Source organism: Halotalea alkalilenta DSM 17697, from assembly GCF_000621205.1.
Taxonomy (GTDB): Bacteria; Pseudomonadota; Gammaproteobacteria; order Pseudomonadales; family Halomonadaceae; genus Halotalea; species Halotalea alkalilenta.
The window spans coordinates 151919-173608 of the sequence record NZ_KK211231.1 but is presented as its reverse complement, the minus strand read 5'-3'; the positions used below and the strand labels follow the sequence as shown (position 1 = coordinate 173608).

The 21690-nt window shown below is 65.9% G+C and carries 18 protein-coding genes; 15 read left to right on the top strand and 3 right to left on the bottom strand.

Annotated elements, in window-relative coordinates; translation table 11 throughout:
• The first annotated feature begins 5 nt into the window (after positions 1-5).
• The 15 genes from nuoE to Q376_RS0117355 all read left to right on the top strand — a co-directional run bounded on the left by nuoE (position 6) and on the right by Q376_RS0117355 (position 18546).
• On the top strand, positions 6-527 hold the full coding sequence (nuoE, locus tag Q376_RS0117425) for an NADH-quinone oxidoreductase subunit NuoE (RefSeq protein ID WP_052365477.1): 522 nt from the start codon (positions 6-8) through the stop codon (positions 525-527).
• The gene (gene nuoF, locus Q376_RS0117420; RefSeq protein ID WP_043448477.1) at positions 524-1897 is read left to right on the top strand and encodes an NADH-quinone oxidoreductase subunit NuoF; all 1374 of its coding nucleotides are present in this window, start codon (positions 524-526) and stop codon (positions 1895-1897) included. Before nuoE ends, nuoF begins: the two co-directional genes overlap by 4 nt.
• A gap of 109 nt (positions 1898-2006) precedes the next feature.
• Entirely contained in the window at positions 2007-4757 is a 2751-nt protein-coding gene (gene nuoG, locus Q376_RS0117415; RefSeq protein WP_027351390.1) for an NADH-quinone oxidoreductase subunit NuoG, read from the top strand.
• Positions 4754-5740, top strand: a complete 987-nt coding sequence (gene nuoH / locus Q376_RS0117410; protein ID WP_027351389.1) for an NADH-quinone oxidoreductase subunit NuoH — start codon at positions 4754-4756, stop codon at positions 5738-5740. Before nuoG ends, nuoH begins: the two co-directional genes overlap by 4 nt.
• 10 nt (positions 5741-5750) lie before the next feature.
• Entirely contained in the window at positions 5751-6290 is a 540-nt protein-coding gene (gene nuoI / locus Q376_RS0117405; RefSeq protein WP_027351388.1) for an NADH-quinone oxidoreductase subunit NuoI, read from the top strand.
• 29 nt (positions 6291-6319) lie between these two features.
• Positions 6320-6844, top strand: a complete 525-nt coding sequence (nuoJ, locus tag Q376_RS0117400; protein WP_027351387.1) for an NADH-quinone oxidoreductase subunit J — start codon at positions 6320-6322, stop codon at positions 6842-6844.
• Between the two features lie 58 nt (positions 6845-6902).
• Positions 6903-7223 (top strand): NADH-quinone oxidoreductase subunit NuoK, encoded by a 321-nt coding sequence (nuoK, locus tag Q376_RS0117395; RefSeq protein WP_043448474.1) that lies wholly within the window; start codon positions 6903-6905, stop codon positions 7221-7223.
• Positions 7220-9076, top strand: coding sequence for an NADH-quinone oxidoreductase subunit L (gene nuoL, locus Q376_RS0117390; RefSeq protein ID WP_027351385.1), 1857 nt, complete (start codon positions 7220-7222; stop codon positions 9074-9076). The genes nuoK and nuoL overlap by 4 nt, the downstream gene beginning before the upstream one ends.
• Positions 9077-9253: 177 nt before the next feature.
• Positions 9254-10768: an NADH-quinone oxidoreductase subunit M gene (gene nuoM / locus Q376_RS0117385; RefSeq protein ID WP_027351384.1), complete on the top strand. Its 1515-nt coding sequence runs from the start codon at positions 9254-9256 to the stop codon at positions 10766-10768.
• Between the two features lie 11 nt (positions 10769-10779).
• Positions 10780-12318, top strand: a complete 1539-nt coding sequence (nuoN, locus tag Q376_RS0117380; RefSeq protein WP_027351383.1) for an NADH-quinone oxidoreductase subunit NuoN — start codon at positions 10780-10782, stop codon at positions 12316-12318.
• 241 nt (positions 12319-12559) lie between these two features.
• Positions 12560-13480: a homocysteine S-methyltransferase family protein gene (locus Q376_RS23280; protein WP_245598987.1), complete on the top strand. Its 921-nt coding sequence runs from the start codon at positions 12560-12562 to the stop codon at positions 13478-13480.
• Entirely contained in the window at positions 13480-15030 is a 1551-nt protein-coding gene (locus Q376_RS0117370; RefSeq protein ID WP_043448471.1) for an ABC transporter substrate-binding protein, read from the top strand. The genes Q376_RS23280 and Q376_RS0117370 overlap by 1 nt, the downstream gene beginning before the upstream one ends.
• 4 nt (positions 15031-15034) lie before the next feature.
• Positions 15035-16018, top strand: a complete 984-nt coding sequence (locus tag Q376_RS0117365) for an ABC transporter permease (RefSeq protein WP_043448463.1) — start codon at positions 15035-15037, stop codon at positions 16016-16018.
• On the top strand, positions 16008-16916 hold the full coding sequence (locus Q376_RS23275; protein ID WP_081803632.1) for an ABC transporter permease: 909 nt from the start codon (positions 16008-16010) through the stop codon (positions 16914-16916). Before Q376_RS0117365 ends, Q376_RS23275 begins: the two co-directional genes overlap by 11 nt.
• Positions 16909-18546 carry an ABC transporter ATP-binding protein gene (locus Q376_RS0117355; RefSeq protein ID WP_027351380.1) on the top strand — a complete coding sequence of 546 codons (1638 nt, stop codon included), beginning with the start codon at positions 16909-16911 and terminating at the stop codon, positions 18544-18546. The genes Q376_RS23275 and Q376_RS0117355 overlap by 8 nt, the downstream gene beginning before the upstream one ends.
• A gap of 103 nt (positions 18547-18649) precedes the next feature.
• Here Q376_RS0117355 and Q376_RS0117350 read toward each other — a convergent pair whose 3' ends face one another.
• From Q376_RS0117350 to Q376_RS0117340, 3 genes are read right to left on the bottom strand one after another with little or no spacing between them, the layout of a single operon-like run.
• A complete protein-coding gene (locus Q376_RS0117350) occupies positions 18650-20125 on the bottom strand; it encodes a PhnE/PtxC family ABC transporter permease (RefSeq protein ID WP_027351379.1) in 1476 nt (491 codons plus the stop codon).
• 12 nt (positions 20126-20137) lie between these two features.
• Positions 20138-20791, bottom strand: coding sequence for an ATP-binding cassette domain-containing protein (locus Q376_RS0117345; RefSeq protein WP_027351378.1), 654 nt, complete (start codon positions 20789-20791; stop codon positions 20138-20140).
• A complete protein-coding gene (locus Q376_RS0117340) occupies positions 20788-21666 on the bottom strand; it encodes a putative selenate ABC transporter substrate-binding protein (protein WP_027351377.1) in 879 nt (292 codons plus the stop codon). The genes Q376_RS0117345 and Q376_RS0117340 overlap by 4 nt, the downstream gene beginning before the upstream one ends.
• Between the last annotated feature and the right edge of the window lie 24 nt (positions 21667-21690).

Below are 21690 nucleotides of genomic sequence, written 5' to 3'. Positions count from 1 at the left end.
CTCGCATGGACAACAGCCGACACCTGTATGCCGATCTGATCTCGAGCGACCGCCCGGCCTTCGCGCTGAGCGATGAGGAGCGCGAAGAGATCATCGAGGAGAAGGGCCACTACGAGAACCCGCGCGCGGCCTCGATCGAGGCGCTGAAGATCGTCCAGCATCATCGCGGCTGGGTACCCGACGGCGCGATCCCGGCGATCGCCGAGCTGCTCGGTATCCCGGGCAGCGACGTCGAGGGGGTGGCGACCTTCTACAGCCAGATCTTCCGCCAGCCGGTCGGGCGTCACGTGATCAGGCTGTGCGACAGCATGACCTGCTACATCAACGGCTACGAAGCGATCCGCGAACGGCTCAAGAGCGAGCTCGGCATCGTGCCCGGGCAGACCACCACGGATGAACGTTTCACCCTGATCCCGGTGTGCTGCCTCGGCAATTGCGACAAGGGGCCGACGATGATGGTCGACGACGACACCCATAGCCACCTCGATGCCGAGACGCTGATGAGCGTGCTGGAGGCCTACAAATGAGTGCGACCACACCCGTCAATCGCCGCCTGACCTCGTTCGGTACCGCCAACCTGATCGAGCGCGCTCCCGAGACCCACCCGCTGACGTGGCGGCTCAACGCCGATGCCTCGCCGGTCTGGCTCGAGGAGTACCGGGCCAAGCAGGGCTATCTCGGCGCCAAGCGCGCGCTGACCGAGCTGACCCCCGAGGAGGTCGCCGCCGAGGTCAAGGAGGCCGGGCTCAAGGGACGCGGCGGCGCCGGCTTCCCCGCAGGCGTCAAGTGGGGGCTGACCGCCAAGGGCGAGGGCATTCCGCGTGGCTACCTGCTGTGCAATGCCGACGAGATGGAGCCCAACACCTACAAGGACCGCCTGCTGATGGAGCAGCAGCCGCACCTGCTGCTCGAAGGGATGATCGTCGCCGCCTACGCCAACCACTCCTACCGGGGCTACGTGTTCCTGCGCGGCGAGTACGTCGATGCGGCGAAGAGCCTGCGCCGTGCGGTGGCGGAAGCCCGCGAGGCGGGGCTGCTCGGGCGCGACATCTTCGGCAGCGGCTTCGACTTCGACATCTACGTCCATACCGGTGCCGGGCGCTATATCTGCGGCGAAGAGACCGCGTTGATCAACTCGCTCGAGGGACGGCGCGCCAACCCCCGCGCCAAGCCGCCCTTCCCGGGCCAGTCCGGGGCCTGGGGCAAGCCGACGGTGGTCAACAACGTCGAGACGCTCTGCGGGGTCTCCTCGATCATCCTCAACGGGGTCGAGTGGTACCACGGCCTCTGCCTGCCCGGTTCCGAGGACCACGGCACCAAGATGATGGGCTTCTCCGGCAAGGTGAAGAACCCGGGTCTTTGGGAGCTGCCGCTCGGTATCACCGCCCGCGAGGTGCTCGAGGAGTACGCAGGCGGCATGCGCGATGGCTGCACGCTCAAGGCCTGGCAGCCGGGCGGCGCCGGCACCGGCTTCCTGCTGCCGGAGCATCTCGATGCGCAGATGTACTCCGGCGGCATCGGCAAGGTCGGCACCCGCATGGGCACCGCGCTTTCGATGGCGGTCGACGATAGCGTCAGCATGGTCTCGCTGCTGCGCAACATGGAGGAGTTCTTCGCGCGCGAGTCGTGCGGGTGGTGCACGCCCTGCCGCGATGGCTTGCCCTGGACGGTGAAGATCCTGCGTGCGCTGGAGGCGGGCGAGGGCGAGCCGGGCGACGTCGAGCTGCTGCTCGAGCTGACCCGCAAGCTGGGTCCCGGCAAGACCTACTGCGCCCATGCGCCGGGAGCGATCGAGCCGCTGGGCAGCGCGATCAAGTATTTCCGCGAGGAGTTCGAGGCCGGCATTCGCACGCCGAGCACGGCGAACGCTCCTCAGGAGCCCGTCGGCTCGGTGTGAGCGACGACGTGTGAACGGGCGGGGGCCTCGTCGACGTTCCGACGAAGGCTGACTCCAGAATCACAAAGGTTCGGGCGCGACCCGGACCCAGACCGGAAAGACTAGCCATATGGCCACTATCCACATCGACGGCAAGGACTACGAAGTCGACGGCTCGGACAACCTGCTCCAGGCCTGTCTGTCGCTCGGGCTCGACGTGCCCTACTTCTGCTGGCATCCGGCGCTCGGCAGCGTCGGCGCCTGCCGCCAGTGCGCGGTCAAGCAGTACCGGGACAAGGACGACACCCGCGGCATGCTGGTGATGTCGTGCATGACCGGGATCAAGGACGACAGCTACATCTCGATCGACGACGCGGAGGCGGTCGAGTTTCGCGAGAGCGTGATCGAGTGGCTGATGTCCAACCACCCCCACGATTGTCCAGTATGCGAGGAGGGCGGCCACTGCCACCTCCAGGACATGACCGTGATGACCGGGCATGACCGCCGTCGCTACCGCTTCACCAAGCGTACCCACGAGAACCAGTACCTCGGCCCGTTCATCGCCCATGAGATGAACCGCTGCATCTCGTGCTATCGCTGCGTGCGTTTCTACAAGGACTACGCCGGCGGCACCGATCTCGGCGTATTCGGCGCCCACGACAACGTCTACTTCGGTCGCACCACCGATGGCGTGCTCGAGAGCGAGTTCTCCGGCAACCTCACCGAGGTCTGCCCGACCGGGGTGTTCACCGACCAGACCCACTCCGACCATTACACCCGCAAATGGGACCTGCAGTTCGCGCCGAGCATCTGCCATGGCTGCTCCAGCGGCTGCAACATCAGTCCCGGCGAGCGCTATGGCGAGGTGCGGCGGATCGAGAACCGCTACAACGGCGCGGTCAACCACTACTTCCTCTGCGACCGCGGTCGGTTCGGCTACGGCTACGTCAACAATGCCGATCGCCCGAGACTCGCGCTGCTGCGCGATGCCGACGCCGAGGACGTCGACATCACCCTGTCGGTCGACGCCGCGCTCGATCGCGCCGCCGAGCGGCTCAAGCGCGCTCGCCGGGTGATCGGCATCGGCTCGCCCCGGGCGAGCCTCGAGAGCAACTACGCGCTGCGCGAACTGGTGGGCGTCGACAACTTCTCCACCGGGATCGAGGCCGGCGAGCTCGAACGCCTCGCGCTGATGCAGCGCATCCTCCGCGAGGGGGCGCTGCCGATCCCGTCACTGCGCGACATCGAGAGCCACGACGCGGTGGTGGTGCTGGGCGAGGACCTGACCCAGACCGCCGCCCGGGTCGCACTCTCGGTGCGCCAGGCCGCCCAGGGAGGAGCCCTCTCCCTCGCCGCCGAACAGCGCATCCCCGAGTGGCACGTCAATGCGGTCAATACCCTGGCCCAGGGGCGCAAGAACCCGGTCTACCTGGCGACGGTCGCCGAGACCAAGCTCGACGACATCGCCCGCGAGACCTTCCACGGCACCCCGGACGAAATCGCCCGCTTCGGCTTCGCGCTGGCGCATGCGCTCGACGACTCGGCACCGATGGTCGGCGATCTCGACGATGCCACCCTCGGGCTGGTCGGCGAGATCGCAAGCACCCTCAAGAGCGCCAAGCGGCCGCTGATCATCGCCGGTGAATCGCTGCGCTCGATCGCGGTGCTGCGCGCCGCGGCCAACCTCGCCCGTGCCTTCAACCAGGCGGGGCTCCAGGGCTCTTTGAGCCTGATCAGCGCGGAAGCGAACAGCACCGGGCTTGCGATGCTGGGCGGTGAATCCCTCGACTGGGCGCTGAAGACTCTCACCCGTCAAGACGCCGACGCGGTGATCGTGCTGGAGAACGATCTCTACCGCCGGCTGCCGGCCAAGCGCGTCGACGAGGCGCTGGATGCCTGCGAGACGCTGCTGGTGATCGACCACCAGCCGACGCCGACCTGCCGGCGCGCCGATATCGTACTGCCGGCGGCGACCTTCGCCGAGGGCGACGGCACCCTGGTCAGCTCCGAGGGCCGCGCCCAGCGCTTCTTCCAGGTCTACGATCCCGCCTACTATCGTCCCGACGACCAGACCCACGAGGCCTGGCGCTGGCTGCATGCGCTGCATACCACCATCGAGTCGCGTCCGATCGACTGGACCCAGCTCGACGAGGTCACCCGCGCCTGCGCCGAGAGCGTGCCGGTGCTGGCCGGTATCACCGACGCCGCACCGAGCGCATCGTTTCGGATCAAGGGGCAGAAGATCGCCCGCTCGCCGCACCGTTCGAGCGGACGCACCGCGATGCGCGCCAACATCAGCGTCGTCGAGCCGCGCCAGCCGCAGGACATCGATTCTGCGCTCGCCTTCTCGATGGAGGGCTACAGCGGCACCGCGGTCGCGCGCCAGCAGGTGCCGTTCGCCTGGGCGCCGGGCTGGAACTCGCCGCAGGCGTGGAACAAGTTCCAGGACGAGGTGGGTGGCAGCCTGCGCGCGGGCGACCCCGGCGTACGCCTGATCGACCAGCCCGGCACCCGCGGCGAAGGCCGCCCGCTGGCCTACTTCAGCGAAGTGCCGAGCGCCTTCCAGCTCTATCATGACCGCTGGCAGGTGGTGCCGCTCTATCACCTGTTCGGCAGCGAGGAGACCAGCGCCAAGGCCAAGCCGGTGCAGGAGCGCATGCCCGAACCCTACCTGGCGCTCGGGATCACCGACGCCGAGGCGCTGGGCCTGAATCCGGACGCCAAGGTGAGGGTCAACATCGGCAAGCACGAACTGCTGCTGCCGCTCAAGATCTCGAGCCGGCTGCGGCGCGGCACCGTCGGTATCCCGCGCGGATTGCCCGATATGCCGGTGGAGATCTTCGGTGAGTGGGCACGCCTCGAGCAGGAGGTGCGCGCATGAGTTGGCTCACCGGTGACGTGGTCGACATCATCGTCGCAGTCATCCAGGCGATCGTGATCATGCTGGTCGCGGTGGTGGTCGGCGCGTTCATGAGCTTCGTCGAGCGGCGCATGCTCGGGCTCTGGCAGGACCGCTACGGGCCGAACAGGGTCGGTCCGTTCGGTTTGTTCCAGCTCGGCGCCGACATGCTGAAGATGTTCTTCAAGGAGGACTGGATTCCCCCGTTCGCCGACAAGCGCCTGTTCGTGCTGGCGCCGATGGTGTCGATGGGGACGATCATCCTCGCCTTCATGGTGATCCCGATCACCCCGAGCTGGGGCGTGGCGGATCTGAACATCGGCCTTTTGTTCTTCATGGCGATGGCCGGGCTCAACGTCTACGCAGTGCTGTTCGCCGGCTACGCGAGCGCCAACAAGTACGCGCTGATCGGTGCGATGCGCGCCTCGGCCCAGACCATCTCCTATGAGGTGTTCCTCGGCCTGTCGTTGATGGGCGTGGTCGCGGTGACCGGCTCGTTCAACCTGCGCGACATCGTCGAGGCGCAGGCCGGGCTCTGGTTCATCGTTCCGCAGTTCTTCGGCTTCGTCACCTTCCTGATCGCCGGCATCGCGGTCACCCACCGTCACCCGTTCGACCAGCCCGAAGCCGAGCAGGAGCTCGCCGACGGCTTCCACATCGAATACTCGGGGATGAAGTGGGGGATGTTCTTCGTCGGTGAGTACATCGGTATCACCCTCGTCTCGTCGCTGCTGGTGGTGCTGTTCTTCGGCGGCTGGCATGGGCCCTTGCTACCCCCGTTCGTCTGGTTCGCACTGAAGACGCTGTTCTTCATGATGCTGTTCATCCTGCTGCGGGCCGCGCTGCCGCGACCGCGCTACGACCGGGTGATGAGCTTCGGCTGGAAGATCTGCCTGCCGCTGACATTGATCAACCTGCTGGTCACGGGCGTCGTGATCCTGCTCAACGCGCCGACAGGACAATGAGGGAAACGTCATGATCATCAAGCTATTGCATGGCACCTGGACCCAGCTGCGCACGGTGTGGATGGTGTTCACCCACGCCTTCAGGAAGCGCGAGACGCTGCAGTACCCCGAAGAGAAGGTCTACCTGCCGCCGCGCTATCGCGGACGTATCGTGCTGACCCGCGATCCCGACGGCGAGGAGCGCTGCGTGGCCTGCAACCTCTGCGCGGTGGCCTGCCCGGTCGGCTGCATCTCGCTGCAAAAGGGTGAGAAGGAGGATGGGCGCTGGTATCCCGAGTTCTTCCGGATCAACTTCTCGCGCTGCATCTTCTGCGGGCTCTGCGAGGAGGCCTGTCCGACCTCGGCGATCCAGCTCACCCCGGACTTCGAGCTCGGCGAGTTCCAGCGCCAGGACCTGGTGTTCGAGAAGAAGGACCTGTTGATCTCGGGCCCCGGCAAGGACCACGACTACAACTTCTATCGCGTAGCGGGCATGGCGATCGCTGGCAAGCGCAAGGGTGAGGCCAAGAACGAGGCCCAGCCGATCAACGTCAAGTCGCTGCTGCCCTGACTACGACCAAGCACAGGTAAGGACAAGCCGTGGAATTCGCCTTCTATCTTTCCGCCGCGGTCGCGATCCTCGCGACCATTGGGGTGGTCACCGGGCTCAACCCGGTGCACGCGCTGCTCAATCTGATCGTCTCGCTGATCGCGATCGCGATGGTGTTCTTCTCCCTCGGTGCGCCTTTCGCCGGGATCCTCGAGATCATCGTCTACGCCGGCGCGATCATGGTGCTGTTCGTCTTCGTGGTGATGATGCTCAACCTCGGCGAGGTGGTGGTGGCGCAGGAGCGCGCCTGGCTGAAGCCAGGGGTGTGGGTGTGGCCATCGATCATGGCCGGCGTGCTGTTGGGGCTTTTGATCGTCACCCTGCTGGTCGACTCGACCGGCTTCGGGATCAGCGGCGAGACCCAGACCCCGCAGGAGGTCGGCACGCTGTTGTTCGGCCCCTACCTGGTGGCGGTCGAGCTCGCGGCCTTCCTGCTGCTCGCGGCGCTGGTCACCGCGACCCACGTCGGCCGCGACGAGAAGCGCGACGATGGCCGCGGGGAGGGGGTGAAATGAGCCTGATGCGTGATCTGAGCAAGGCCGCCGCAGAGCGGCATCGCAGGGGAGACAAGCAATGAGTTCGATATCCGCCTCGATACCCATGGAGCACGGTTTGATCCTGGCGCTGATCCTGTTCGTGATCGGTGCCGCGGGGCTGCTGGTGCGGCGCAACATGGTGTTCGTGCTGATGTGCCTCGAGATCATGATGAACGCAGCGGCGCTGGCCTTCGTCGTCGCCGGCGCCGCCTGGGGACAGCCGGACGGCCAGGTGATGTTCATTTTGATCATCACCCTCGCCGCGGCTGAAGCGAGCATTGGACTTGCGCTGCTGATCCAGCTCCACCGTCGCTTCAAGACCGTCGATATCGACGCCGTCAGTGGGATGAAAGGATGAACCTTCTATTTCTCGTCACGCTCTTCCCGCTGCTCGGCGCGGTGCTGCTGGCCTGCTTCCGGCGCATGCCGGTCAACCTGGCGGCGATCATCGGGGTCGGTTCGATGGGGCTCGCCGCGCTGACCACCGCCTGGCTCGGGCTTGCATTCTTCGCCGCCGATCAAACCCCCTACGTCCAGCACCTGTGGAACTGGGTCGCGGTGGGCGACTTCCGGCTCGGCTTCGACTACCGCCTCGATGGTCTGTCGCTGACCATGCTCGGGGTGATCACCGGGGTCGGCTTCCTGATCCACCTGTTCGCCTCCTGGTACATGCGCGAGGACCTCAAGGACCAGACCGGCTACCTCTACACCCGCTTCTTCTGCTACATGAACCTGTTCGTGTTCAGCATGCTGGTGCTGGTGCTGGGCGACAACCTGATGCTGATGTTCCTCGGCTGGGAAGGGGTGGGGCTCTGCTCGTACCTGCTGATCGGCTACTACTATCGCGGCGAGGCCAATGCCTGGGCTGCGTTCAAGGCGTTCATCATCACTCGCGTCGGTGACGTCTTCCTGGCGATCGGCATGTTCCTGATCTGGGTCCAGTTCGGCACCCTCGATATCCAGACCATCCTCATCGAGGCGCCTTCGGTGCTGGCCGAGGGGGCGCTGCTCACCGAGGTCACCGCGCTGATGCTGCTCGGCGGCGCGGTCGGCAAGTCGGCCCAGCTGCCGCTGCAGACCTGGCTCGCCGACGCGATGGCCGGTCCCACGCCGGTATCGGCGCTGATCCACGCGGCGACCATGGTCACCGCCGGGGTCTACCTGATCGCGCGTACCCACGTACTGTTCGAGCTGGCGCCGTTCACCCTCGAGCTGGTCGGGGTGATCGGCATGGTGACGCTGCTGGTCGCCGGCTTCTCGGCGCTGGCGCAGACCGACATCAAGCGGGTGCTGGCCTACTCGACGATGAGCCAGATCGGCTACATGTTCCTCGCCCTCGGGGTGCAGGCCTATGACGCGGCGATCTTCCACCTGATGATCCATGCGTTCTTCAAGGCGCTTTTGTTCCTCGCCTCGGGCTCGGTGATCATCGCCTGCCACCATGAGCAGAACATCTTCAAGATGGGGGGGCTGGCCAAGCAGATTCCGCTCGCCTACGCCTGCTTCCTGGTCGGTGGCGCGGCGCTCGCGGCGCTGCCGATCGTCACCGCCGGCTTCTACTCCAAAGACGAGATCCTGTGGCTGTCGTTCGCAAGCGGCCATACCGTGCTGTGGCTCGGTGCGCTGTTCGGGGCCTTCATGACCTCGGTCTATACCTTCCGGATGATCTTCGTCGTCTTCCACGGCAAGGCCAACCTGCACGCCCACGCGCCGCAGGGCATCGCCCACCACCTGCCGCTGGTGGTGCTGATGGTGCTGTCGACCTTCGTCGGCGCGCTGATCACGCCGCCGCTGGCGGGCGTGCTGCCGGAGCTCGAGATCGACGCCGGGCATGCCACCCAGATCGCCGTCGAAGTGCTCGCGGCGATAGTGGCGATCGTCGGGGTCGGCATCGCCGCTGGCCTGTTCCTCGGCCGGCGCCGGCTGATGACGAGCCTGGTCGAAAGCGAGCAGGGTGGGCGGGTATGGCGCTTCCTGCATAGTGCCTTCGGCTTCGACACGCTCTACGACCGGCTGTTCGTCAAACCCTATCTGCTGGTCGCAAGGCTGCACCGGGTCGATTGGATCGATGCGTTGATCAATCTCTTCCCGGGCTTGGCGAAGCTCGCCAACTATGGCCTTTCGGCGTCGCAGAATGGGCAGATGCGCGGCTACGCGGCAACGTTCGTCCTCGGCGCGACCATCGTCGTGGCGGCACTGGTGCTTGGTTGATGCGCCTAAGGTCCGGCCCGATGAGTCGACGAGCGAAGGCGAGACGCGGCGGGCGTGGAAGAAAGAGCGGAGTTCATACGGATAAATGAGCATCTTGATGACATGCCCAACACAGTATCTTCGAGCGCAGTCGGTTTTCGGACGGACCGTAGAACAGGATAAGGAATCGACAACCCCATGATCCTCCCTTGGCTCGTACTGATCCCATTCATCGGCGGCCTGCTCTGCTGGCTGACCGAGAACATGGGCCTGAAACTGCCCCGTTACATCGCCCTGGCGAGCATGGCGCTGGTGCTCGTGCTGTCGCTCTGGCTGTGGGCGACCGGCGACTACCAGCTCACCGCGGTGGGCGATTCGCCCTCCTGGTCCCAGGAGTTCCGGATCGGCTGGATCGATCGCTTCGGTATCACCATCCATTTGGCGCTGGACGGCCTGTCGCTGGTGATGATCATGCTCACCGGCTTTCTCGGCGTGCTCGCCGTCGGCTGCTCGTGGAGCGAGATCACCAAGCGGGTCGGGTTCTTCCACCTCAACCTGATGTGGATCATCGGCGCCGTGGTCGGGGTCTTCCTCGCCATCGATCTCTTCCTGTTCTTCTTCTTCTGGGAAGTGATGCTGGTACCGATGTACTTCCTGATCGCGCTCTGGGGGCACAGCGGGTCGAAGGGCAACTCGCGGATTCGCGCGGCGATCAAGTTCTTCATCTACACCCAGGCATCGGGCCTTTTGATGCTGCTGTCGATCCTCGGCGTGGTGTTCGCCCACTACTACCAGACCGGCATCTTCACCTTCGACTACCAGGTGCTGCTCGACACCCCGATCGGCGGCGCGCTCGGCATGGTGCTGATGCTCGGCTTCTTCATCGCCTTCGCGGTCAAGCTGCCGGTGGTGCCGCTGCACGGTTGGCTACCCGATGCCCATGCCCAGGCGCCGACCGCGGGCTCGGTCGACCTCGCCGGGATCCTGCTCAAGACCGCCGCCTACGGCATGCTGCGCTTCGCCGTGCCGCTGTTCCCCGAGCAGTCGGCGATGTTCGCGCCGGTGGCGATGGCGCTCGGCCTGATCGGCATCTACTACGGCGCGGTGCTGGCCTTCTCCCAGACCGACATCAAGCGGCTGGTGGCCTGTTCGAGCATCTCGCACATGGGCTTCGTGCTGATCGCGATCTACTCCGGCAGCGCCCTGGCACTGCAGGGCGCGGTAGTGCTGATGGTCGCCCACGCCTTCTCGGCGGCGGGGCTGTTCATCATCTCAGGCCAGCTCTACGAGCGGCTGCATACCCGCGACATGCGCGAGATGGGCGGGCTGTTCGGGCGGATCGGTGCGCTGCCGGGCTTCGCTCTGGTGTTCGTGATGGCCTCGCTGGGCATCCCGGGCACCGGCAACTTCATCGGCGAGTTCCTGATCCTGTTCGGTGCCTTCGAGAGCGTGCCCTGGGTGGTGGTGATCGCGAGTGGCGGTCTGGTGCTCGCCGCGGTCTACTCGCTGGTGCTGATGCACCGGGTCTACTACGGAGCGCCGAAGGCGGACACTGCGCTGGAAGGGCTGCGTGTGCGCGAGACGCTGATGCTGGGCCTGCTGCTGGTGCTGCTGCTGCTCACCGGTTTCTTCCCGCAGTTGGTGCTCGATGTCTCGGCCCAGTCGATGACCGAGGTCGCGCAGTGGTTCTCCGTTCCATCTTCGCTTCAATAGACTGAGCCGCCATGAATCTGACACTGACACATCTGTTCGCGATCCTGCCGCTGATCATCGTCGGCATCACGGTCGTCGTGGTCATGCTTTCGGCGGCCTGGCGTCGGCATCATTTCCTCAACGCCACCCTCACCGTGATCGGTCTCAACCTGGCGCTGGCCTCGGTGGTCTGGGTCTACTTCGCAGGCCAAGGCGCGGTGGCGCCCGACCTCGCAAGTTCCGCGGTGGGCTTTCCGACCCTGGTCACGCCGCTGGTGATGATCGACGGCTATGCGCTTTTCTACATGGCGCTGATCCTGGTCGCGGCACTGGCCTGTTCGACCTTGGCCAATGCCTACCTGGAGGGGCTCGACGAGCACCGCGAGGAGTTCTACCTGCTGCTGCTGTCGTCGACGATGGGCGCGATGCTGCTGGTCTCGAGCATCCACATGGTCTCGCTGTTCCTTGGCCTCGAACTGATGTCGGTGGCGCTCTACGGGATGGCCGCCTACACCTTCAAACGCCGGGTGTCGCTCGAGTCGGGCATCAAGTACATGGTGCTCTCGGCGGTGGCCTCGTCGTTTTTGCTCTTCGGCATGGCGCTGCTCTACGCCGCCTACGGCACGCTCGAGTTCGCAAGTCTCGGCCTGCGCCTGGTGTTCGAGGATTCGGTCGGGATCTGGACCCTGATCGGCGTCGGCATGATGGTGATCGGGCTCGGCTTCAAGCTCTCGATCGTGCCGTTCCACATGTGGACCCCGGACGTCTACGAAGGCGCACCGGCGCCGGTTTCGGCCTTTCTCGCTACGGTCAGCAAGGTGGCGGTGTTCGCGGTGCTGGTGCGCTTCATGATCATGTCGCCTACCTTCGACACCAAGCTGCATACGGTGATCGCGGTGCTCGCCGCGCTTTCGATGATCGTCGGTAACCTGCTCGCGCTCGGCCAGACCAACCTCAAGCGCCTGCTCGGCTACTCCTCGATCGCCCACCTCGGCTACCTGCTCTCGGCGGTGGTCGCACTGCGCGCGGGAGTGACCGATGGCGGTGGCGAACTGAGTTTCACCGGCCAGCTGGTGCTCGAGACCACCGGCATCTATCTCGCCACCTACGTGCTCACCACGCTGGGCGCGTTCGGTGTCGTGACGCTGGTGTCGAGCCCGTCCCGTGGCCAGGACGTCGCCCAGCTGCACCACTTCCGCGGCCTGTTCTGGCGCCGGCCCTATCTGGCCGTGATCCTCACCTTCATGATGCTGTCGCTGGCCGGGATTCCCATGACCGCGGGGTTCATCGGCAAGTTCTACGTGCTGGCGCTGAACATGAACGAGGAGCTCTGGTGGCTCGCCGGCACGGTGGTGCTGGGCAGCGCGATCGGCCTCTATTACTACCTGCGGGTGATGGTTTCGCTGTATCTCGCCGAGCCGGGTGAAATCCAGCGCGACGCCGCCCACGATTGGGGCCAGCGCTCCGGCGGTGTGATGGTGCTGATCGCCGCACTCCTCACCCTGCTGTTCGGGATCTACCCGCAGCCGCTGATCGATCTGGTCCAGGCCGCGTCGCCAGTCGGCTATTGACCCCACCCGCCCCGGCTCGCCAAAGGCGGGCCGGGGGCGATATCCGATCGATTGAGCTGTGCAGAATAGCCGTTCAGCGCCCCCCTGTCGGGTGGTCGCCACTGGCCGCGGTACCGCCCCCACCAGCGCTCATCGGTGATATTCACATACGAAAAAAATCTTATAGCCTCAGTCGGCCCTCTGGTAGATTCCGGCGCTGAACTCGTGCGCCATCGGGTCAAAAATCGCCAGGGCGGATTCAATGAATACAAGCAGTGTGCGCATCATCGACGGTGGCCTGGGGCGAGAGCTGGCCCGCAGCGGCGCGCCGTTCAAGCAGCCGGAATGGTCGGCTTTGGCGCTCATCGAGGCGCCGTCCTTCGTGTCGCAGGCCCACCGCGCTTTCATCGACGCCGGTGCGCAGGTGATCACCACCAATAGCTACGCCGTGGTGCCCTTTCATATCGGCCAGGAGCGCTTCGAACACCTTGGCTTGGCGCTGGTCGAGCTCGCAGGCCGTCTGGCCCGCGAGGCGGCCGACTGCGCCGCCCATCCCGTGCAGGTGGCCGGCTCGTTGCCACCTGCACTGGGTTCTTATCGTCCCGATCTGTTCGAGCCCGAGGCGGCGAGGCGCATCCTCGAGGTCATCATCGCGGGACTCAGGCCCCATGTGGATATCTGGCTGGCGGAAACCCAGAGTTCCATCGCCGAGGTCGAGCTGGTGCGCGAAGTGCTGGGCGACGATCCCAGGCCTCTGTGGATCTCCTTCACCCTGGCCGACGAGCTGGTGCAGGGTAGGGCATCTCTTCGCAGCGGCGAGTCGGTCACCGCGGCGGCGCAGGCCGCCGAGCGTCTGCACGCCGAGGCGCTGCTGTTCAACTGCAGCCGCCCCGAGGTGATGGCGCCGGCGGTGGCCGAGGCCCGCGCCGCGACAGGGCTCGAACTGGGCGTCTATGCCAACGCCTTCGAACCGGGGGACTCCACCGGCGGCGCCAACGTGGGGCTCAGCCGGCTGCGCGCTGATACCGATCCGCAGGGCTACCTGGCGTGGGCACAGCAGTGGGTCGACCCTGGGTGCCAGCATGGTTGGCGGCTGCTGCGGCATTGGACCGGAACACATTGCCTGCCTGAGCGCTGCGTTCGAATCGCATCCGTCCAGCACCCGATAGGAACTCTTTGTTGATGATTTCACGCCGTCGCTTCATCGAAGGCGTCAGTGCCATGGGCATTGGCGCCGCGCTGGGTACTTCGCTGCCCTTTTCTTCCGCCCAGGCCTCCCAGGGCGAGGGCGAGCCAAAAAAAGGCGGTCACCTGATCGTCGGGATCGATAATGCGTCGAGCAGCGACCGGCTCGATCCCGCTTTTTGGTTCGAGACCTACATGTATTTCGTCGGCAGTCAGCTGTTCAACAATTTGCTCGAGATCGACGAAAATGGCGCACTGGTCCCCTCCCTGGCGCGTGCCTGGGAGAGCCCGGATCGTGGTAGAAGCTGGGTGATCGACCTGCGCGAGGACGTGCTTTTCCATGACGGACGCAAGCTGACGGCAAGCGACGTCGTCTATTCGCTCAACTATCACCGCACGCCCGATTCGAGCTCTCCGGTCAAGGTCTACCTGGATCCGGTGACGGCGATCGAGGCGACCGGCAGTCATCAGGTGACCATTAGTCTGGCCACGCCCGATGTCGATTTCATCAGCCTGCTGGCCTCCGTGCACTTCGTGGTGACGGCCGAGAATGAAGATTTCGCCAAGGGCATCGGCACGGGCGCTTTCATTCTGGAGAACTTCCAGCCCGGGGTGCGTACCCTGGTCAGGCGCAATCCAGACCACTGGAACCCGGCGCGGGGCCATGTCGACTCGGTCGAGACGCTGGCCATGAACGATGCCACCGCCCGGGTAGCCGCGCTGGTCAGCGGTTCGGTGCAGCTGATCAACCGGGTCGAGAAACGTGTCGTCGGCCGGCTCGAAAGCATGCCCAATATCCGCCTCCTGCGCACCCGGGATAGCCAGATATTCACCCTGCCCGGGCTTTCCAATCAGGCGCCCTTCGACAATCTGGATGCACGCCTGGCGCTGAAGTACGCCATCGACCGGCAGCAGATCATCGACAACGTGCTGGGCGGCTACGCCAGCCTGGGTAATGACAACCCCGTCTTTCCCTCCAATGCCTATTTCGCCGCCGACCTGCCACAGCGGCCATACGATCCGGACCGCGCGCGCTTCCATTGGCAGAAGGCGGGATTTTCAGGACCGCTGAGGCTTTCCGCGGCGGACGCCGGCTTTCCCGGCAGTATCGATGCGGCGCAGCTCTACCAGCAGTCCGCGCGCCGGGCGGGGATCGAGCTGCAGGTCGAGCGGGTACCGGATGATGGTTATTGGGAAAACGTCTGGCGCAAGCATGTGTTCGTCACCTCCAACTGGAGCAACCGTCCCAGCGCCGACGGCCTGCTGTCGATGGTATTCACCAGCGGCGCGGCCTGGAACGAATCGTTTTGGCAGGTGCCGTCTTTTGATGCCCTGGTGAGCGCGGCCCGCGGCGAGGCGGATGAGCAGCGGCGCAGACAGCTCTATCACGACATTCAAGAGGTTCTGGTCAACCAGAGCAGCACGATCATCCCGCTCTACGCCGACTCGCTGGATGCCAGCAGTGCCCGGGTCAAGGGTATTACCGCGACGCCAGGCTTTCCGCTCAGCGGCAATCGCGCCGCCGAGAAAGCCTGGCTAGAGGCATAGGCAAATGGTCAGCGCCTGGATCGACGCCGCCCGAAGGCCGCTGCCGAGGCTGATCGGTACGCGCCTGGCGCTGAGCCTGCTGATGCTGCTGGTGGTCTCCATGCTGATCTTCGCCGGCATCCAGCTGCTGCCGGGGGACGCTGCCAGCGCCATCCTCGGGCAGTCCGCCACGCCGGCTGCGCGTCAGCAGCTGGAGCTGCGGCTGGGGCTCGACCAGCCGGCCCTCTCACGCTATCTGAGCTGGCTGGGAGGCATGCTGCGTGGCGACTTCGGGGTGAGCTTCAGCAGCGGCCAGCCGATCGCCGCGGCCCTTGCGTATCGGCTGAACAATACGCTGTTCCTGGCCGGCTGCACGGCGCTGATTGCGGTGCCCCTGGCGCTGCTGATCGGGCTTTGGTCGGCCCTCCACCGGGGGAGCGTCTTGGATCGGGGGCTCAATGCCCTGACCCGGGCCGCGGTATCGCTGCCAGAGTTCTTTTCGGGCTATCTGCTGATTCTGGTCTTTGCCATCTGGCTCGGCTGGCTGCCAAGCAGCGCCGCGGTCTTCGGCGAGATGCCACTCTCCACCCGGCTCTATTTCATCGCGCTGCCCTGTTTCACCCTGATCCTGGCGGTGCTCGGGCACATGGCCAACATGACCCGGGCGGCGCTGCTGGCGATTCAACAGGAGAGCTACGTGGAGACCGCAAGGCTCAAGGGGCTCTCTCCCTGGTGCGTGCTCCGCTGCCATGTGCTGCCCAACGCCTGGCCGCCGATCATCAATGTGATCATGCTGAATCTGGCCTATCTGATCGTCGGGGTGGTGATCGTCGAAAACGTCTTCGTCTATCCTGGTCTGGGCCAATACATGATCGATGGGATCAGCAAGCGCGACATTCCCGTGATCCAGGCCTGCGGCCTGGTCCTTGCCGCCGTCTATATCGCGCTCAACCTGCTGGCGGACCTGCTCTCGATACTGGCCAATCCTAGGCTGCGCCATGTCGATTAAGCATCTGACAGCCGCCGAGCTGGTCGCTGCCGCAGGGCTCTGCCTGTTTCTCGCCTGCACGCTGCTGGCGCCTTGGCTTGCGCCCTATCCGCCGGATCAAGTGGTCGGGTTCTCCTGGGCCGCTCCTTCCCAGAGCGCTTGGCTCGGGACGGACAACCTGGGCCGCGACCTGCTGTCGCGGCTGATCTGGGGCACGCGCATATCGCTGGTGGTGACCCTGGCCGCGGCGCTGATCGCCTTTGCCCTGGGGGTGCTGCTCGGTTTCATCGCCGGTTTGCGGGGGGGCTGGATCGATCAGCTGATTTGCCGCTGCAGCGACGTGGTGATGTCGATACCCACGCTGATCTGGGCGCTCATCGTCCTCTCCCTGTTGCCCAAGACGCTGCCGATGATCATCCTTGTGCTGGGGCTGATCGAAGCCAATCGCGTCATGCGCGTGGCCAGATCGCTGGCGATGGATATTTCCACCCAGGGCTTCGTCGAGGTGGCGCGGCTGCGCGGCGAGCGGCTGCGCTGGATTCTGTGGCGAGAGATTTTTCCCAATGCCCTGACGGTGCTGCTGGCCGAGTTCGCCATGCGCTTCATCTTCATCATGCTGTTTCTCTCCGCACTCTCCTTCCTCGGCCTGGGGATTCAGCCGCCGACGCCTGACTGGGGCGGACTCGCCCGCGAAAACAAAGACGGCATCATCTTTGGCGTCTGGGCCGCGCTGCTGCCAGGTCTGGCGCTCGCCTGCCTGGCGGTGTGCATCAATGTCATCGTGGATGGGGTACTGAGTCGGCGCTCGACGCCTGGTGCCAGGCCGCGCGTGCCGGGTCTGTCCGCGGCGCTGCCGGTATCGAGCGCGGTCGACGTGCAGGCGGCGGATGCTGAAGGGGTGGGCGAGAAAAATGGCTGAACCTCTGCTACGGATCGAGGCGCTGCATATCGTCGCTGCTGAAAACGACGCGCGTTCGGTGGTCGATCGGGTCTCTTTCACGCTCGAGAGCGGCGAGGTGCTGGGGCTGATCGGCGAGTCGGGGGCGGGCAAGTCGACCATCGGCCTCGCCGCCCTGGGCAGCTGCCGCCCAGGCATGCGCGTCGCCGGTGGCGTGGTGAGCTTTCGCGGCAGTGACCTGCTGCGCCTGGACGAGCGGGGGCTGCGCCGCCTTCGCGGCAGCAAGATCGCCTACGTCGCGCAGTCCGCCAGTGCCGCCTTCAATCCCGCCCTGCCGATCGGCGAGCAGGTCATCGAGGTGGCCTATCGCCACGGCCTGCTGCGCCGCGACCAGGCGCGGGCCAAGGCGCTGGAGCTATTCCGAGAGCTGGGCCTGCCGCAGCCGGAAACTTTCTACGCCCGCTACCCCCACCAGGTGTCGGGTGGCCAGCTGCAGCGCGCGATGATCGCCATGGCGCTGTGTGCGGGGCCGGAGCTTTTGATCTTTGACGAGCCGACCACGGCGCTGGATGTGACCACCCAGCTAGGGGTGCTGGCCGCGATCGCCGAGGTGATTCGACGCTATGGGGTGGCGGCGATCTACATCAGCCACGACCTGGCGGTGGTCGCCCAGCTGGCGCAAAAGATCATGGTGCTGCGGCACGGCCGCTGCGTGGAGTACGGCGATGCCGAGCAGGTCATTCAAGCGCCGCGCGCGGCCTATACCCGCGAGCTGCTCGCCGCCCAGGCGCCGAGCGCGCCGTTGGCGGCGCTCCCGGCGCTTGATCCGGAACGGCCTGCGCGCCTGCTCGAGGTCGAGGGTGTCAGTCTCGACTATGCCAAACGCTCGGTGCTCAAGCAGGTATCGCTTGGGCTGGAGGAGGGCAGTACGCTCGGCGTCATCGGCGAATCGGGTTCAGGCAAGTCGACGCTGGGCCGGGTGATCTGCGGTCTGCTCAGGCCGCGCCAGGGGCGCCTCAGGCTTGGGGGCGAGACGCTGCCGGCCGGCCTCGATCAGCGCAGCCGCGAGCAGCTGCGCGCCGTTCAGCTGATTCACCAGTCGCCGGACAGCGCGCTCAACCCCAGGCAGAAGATCGGCCGGCAGATAGAGCGCGCGCTGTGCTGTTTCACCACGCTGAACGCGCCCCAGCGCCGGGCGAGGCTGCGCGAGTTGATGGCCCAGGTGGAGCTCGGGGTGGAGCTGCTCGAGCGCTATCCCGCCGGCCTCTCCGGCGGACAGAAGCAGCGGGTGTGCATCGCCCGCGCCCTGGCCGCCGAGCCGAGGTTGATCGTCTGCGACGAACCGACCTCGGCGCTGGACCCGCTGGTCGCCCAGGGAGTGCTGGCACTCCTGCGTCGCGTACAGCGAGAGAGCGGGGTGGCCTATTTGTTCATTACCCACGACCTGGCGGTACTGCGCCAGATCGCCGACCGGGTAGCGGTGATCAAGGACGGTGACGTGGTGTACCAGGGAGCGCTCGAGGGGCTGTTGAACGATCCCCCTGGTGGCTACATTCGCGACCTGCTCAGCGCGGTACCCGAGCTGCGTATCGGCTGGCTCGAGGAGCGGCTCGAGCGGCCTGCCGCCGGCGACAATGAGAACGTTGCCTAGCCTGGTAAGGAACCTAGGCCCAGGCCGCCTCGCCAGTCGGCTATCGAGACCAGCAGCAGCCGAGCCCCGGCCCGCATAGCGGACCGGGGCTCTTCTTTTCGGGCTAGCAGCCCTGGGCCTGGACGCTATGGCGCAGCCGCAGGTGGGCGCGCAGCCGGCGAGCGAGGATGTCGACTGCGATGTTGAGCAGGGCGGTGATCAGGATCAGGACCATGGCGCGATCGAAACGGATCTCCTGGATCGCGCTGTTGACGAAGAAGCCGAGCGTGGCAATGCCGAGAATGCCGAGGATCGCGGTCTCGCGCATGATGATCTCCCAGCGGTAGAAGAGCAGCGCGAGGAAAGGGCCATAGAGCCTTGGGACGATCTCATAGGCATAGCGGTTCAGTCCGCTGGGCGCGTCGGCGCGCAGCGTGATCTGGTTGCTGCGCTGGCCGAGCAGGTGACCGATGATGCCGCCGTTGTGCAGCGCCAGCGCCACTACCGCCGGCAGCATTGAAGGGCCCCACAGCTGCAGCAGGATGAAGGCGAGCAGGTACTCCGGGGTCGAGCGCAGGATCACCAGCAGCAGATGTCCCGCGGTGCCGCCCAGGCGGCCGGTGAAGTGCCGCGAGATCAGCGGGAACAGCAGCATCGCTAGCGCCCCTGTGAGCACCAGCGCGATCTGGGTCAGGACCAGGGTGTTCCAGAGGCCTGGCAGTGCCTGGTGCAAGATCAGGTCGCTGAGCCACGGGCCAAGGCCGCTTGCGCCTTCGCCCCTGCGCAGCGGCGCGGGAATGATGTCCTCGGTGAAGAACCGCGCCACGTTGTCCCACATGATCGGCATGCCGCCGCCGAGCAGGAAGGGCGCGGCGATCAGGTAGAACGGCAGCAGCCGGGGGCGGACCCAGAGCCTGATCGTCGCTATCAGCAGGTAGAACAGGATCAGCAGCGCCCCCACCGAGCCATAGCGGCCCTGGGCGAACGAGGACTCGAGGTAGTAGCCGAGCGTCGGCAGGCCGACGAAGCCGAGCACCGCGCTGGAGCGTAGCCCGCATTCGAGGCGGTAGGAGGTGTAGCTGACCAGGTGAGGCCAGGCTTGGCTGATCCGGGTGAAGGCCAGCCCCGAGACCCAGCCGGTGCCATGGGGCAGCGTGCGCGCGGGGTGGGGGTCGGTCTCGTCGAGAATCTCGGCGTAGACCTTGGCGAAGATACCCGCGTACGGGATGGCGATCGCCAGTACCCCGGTGAGCGGGTGCAGGCCGAAGAATTGCAGGAAGATCAGCGCCCAGAACAGTTCATGGATGGCGCGCACGAACGCGCACAGGGTGCGCGTCAGCCGGTAGCGGAATGCCAGCGCCAGCAGCAGCCCCGCGCCGGCGCCCAGGGCCACGCCGGTGAAGGCGAACGCCAGCGTGCGCAGGATCGCCACGCCGACGAAATCCACCGCGGCGAAGTCCGGTTGCACCAGGCCGAGGAACAGCCTGGTCAGTTCGCGCCAGGGGTCGACGGTGGTGATCGACAGATCGGCGAACCACAGGCAGAGCAGGGCGAGTGCGATGAAGCCCAGCGTGGTTCTGACGGTTGGCGAGTAGCGCATCCCGGGGCGTGCTCAGTAGAGCGCCAGCAGATCCCCGGCGCTGAGCCGGAGGCTGGGCTGGTCGATGGCGATGGCGCCGTCGCTGATACCGATCACCCGGTCGCAAAAGCGCAGCGCCAGGTCCAGGTCGTGCATCGCCAGCACGGCGGTGGGATAGGCCTCGGTAAGGGCGGTCATCACCACCTCGGCCTGCGGGCCGTCCAGCGCCGAGACCGGCTCGTCGGCGAGCAGCGCAGCGCCCGCCTGGAACAGCGCACGGCCCGCCGCGACCCGCTGGCGCTGGCCGCCGGAGAGTTCACCTGCCGGTGACCAGCACTTGTCCGCGATACCGAGGCGCGCCAGCAGTGGCATGACCGCCTCGACGTCGCGCCTGAAGGGGCGGGCGAGGGTGATCAGGTTGTACCAGCCCGGATGGGTGTGCAGGCGACCGATGAAGACGTTGTGGAACACCGTCAGGGTCGGTACCAGGCCGAGCTCCTGGGGCATCAGGGCCACGCCCTGTTGCCGCCAGTGAGTGTGCATGAGGCTCAAGAGCGTCGACTTGCCGGCACCGCTCTTGCCGACCAGCGCCACCCGCTCTCCGGGTGCCAGGGTCAGGTCGAGCGGCCCGAGTACCGCACGGTCGCCGTAGCTGGCGGTCGCATCGTGCAGCGCCAGCTGGCTCATTCGTCGATCAGGCCCAGTGCGATGCCGGTTTCGCGGATGGGAGCGTAGTCCTCGTTGCTCGCCGGGATGAAGCCCTCGCGCGGGAAGCTGGCCAGCAGTTCAGGATCGTCCATATCGAGCAGGGCCTGGCGCACCCGGTCGGTGAAGCCTTCGCCATAGCGTGCATCGACGTCGCCGCGAATGGACCATTGGTAGTCGGGATAGGTCGGGGTCTGCCAGATCACCCGTACCGCTTCGGGATCGATGTTGCCGGCTTCGACCTCATTCTCCCAGGCGGTGTAGTTCAGCGCGCCGAGCTGGTAGGCGCCCGAAGCGACCAGCGAGGCGGTGCGGCTATGGTTGCCGCTGTAGCCGACCCGCGAGAAGAGCTCGTCCGGCGCCACGCCGAAGCGCTCGCGCAGGTAGTATTCAGGCATCAGCCGCCCGGAGGTCGAGCCCATCGAACCGAAGGTGAAGGTCATACCACGGATCTCCTCCGGCAGCGTGTCCGCAGGCTCGAGACCTGTGCTGCGGTGGGCGATGAAGTAAGTAGTGAAGGCCGCGTCTTCGACGCCCTGGGCGATCGCCTGCGAGCCGGGCACCCGCTCACGGGCCTGCACCCCTGAGAGACCGCCGAACCAGGCCAGCTGCACTTGGTCGTTGCGAAAGGCGGTGACCGCCGCCGCGTAGGAGTTCACCGGTATGAAGCGTACCTCTACATCGAGCTCTTCAGAGAGGTAGTCGGCGACCTTCTGGAACCGCTCTTGCAGGCGCGTCTCGTCTTCATCGGGGATCGCGGTGAAGACGAAAGTGGCGGCCTGGGCCAGCGGAGCGGCGAGGAGCGCAAGGGCAAGGGCAGGAGCAAAGGCGAGACGACGAAGCATGAGCGGACGCATCCGTGTGGTGGACTAGGGACGGCT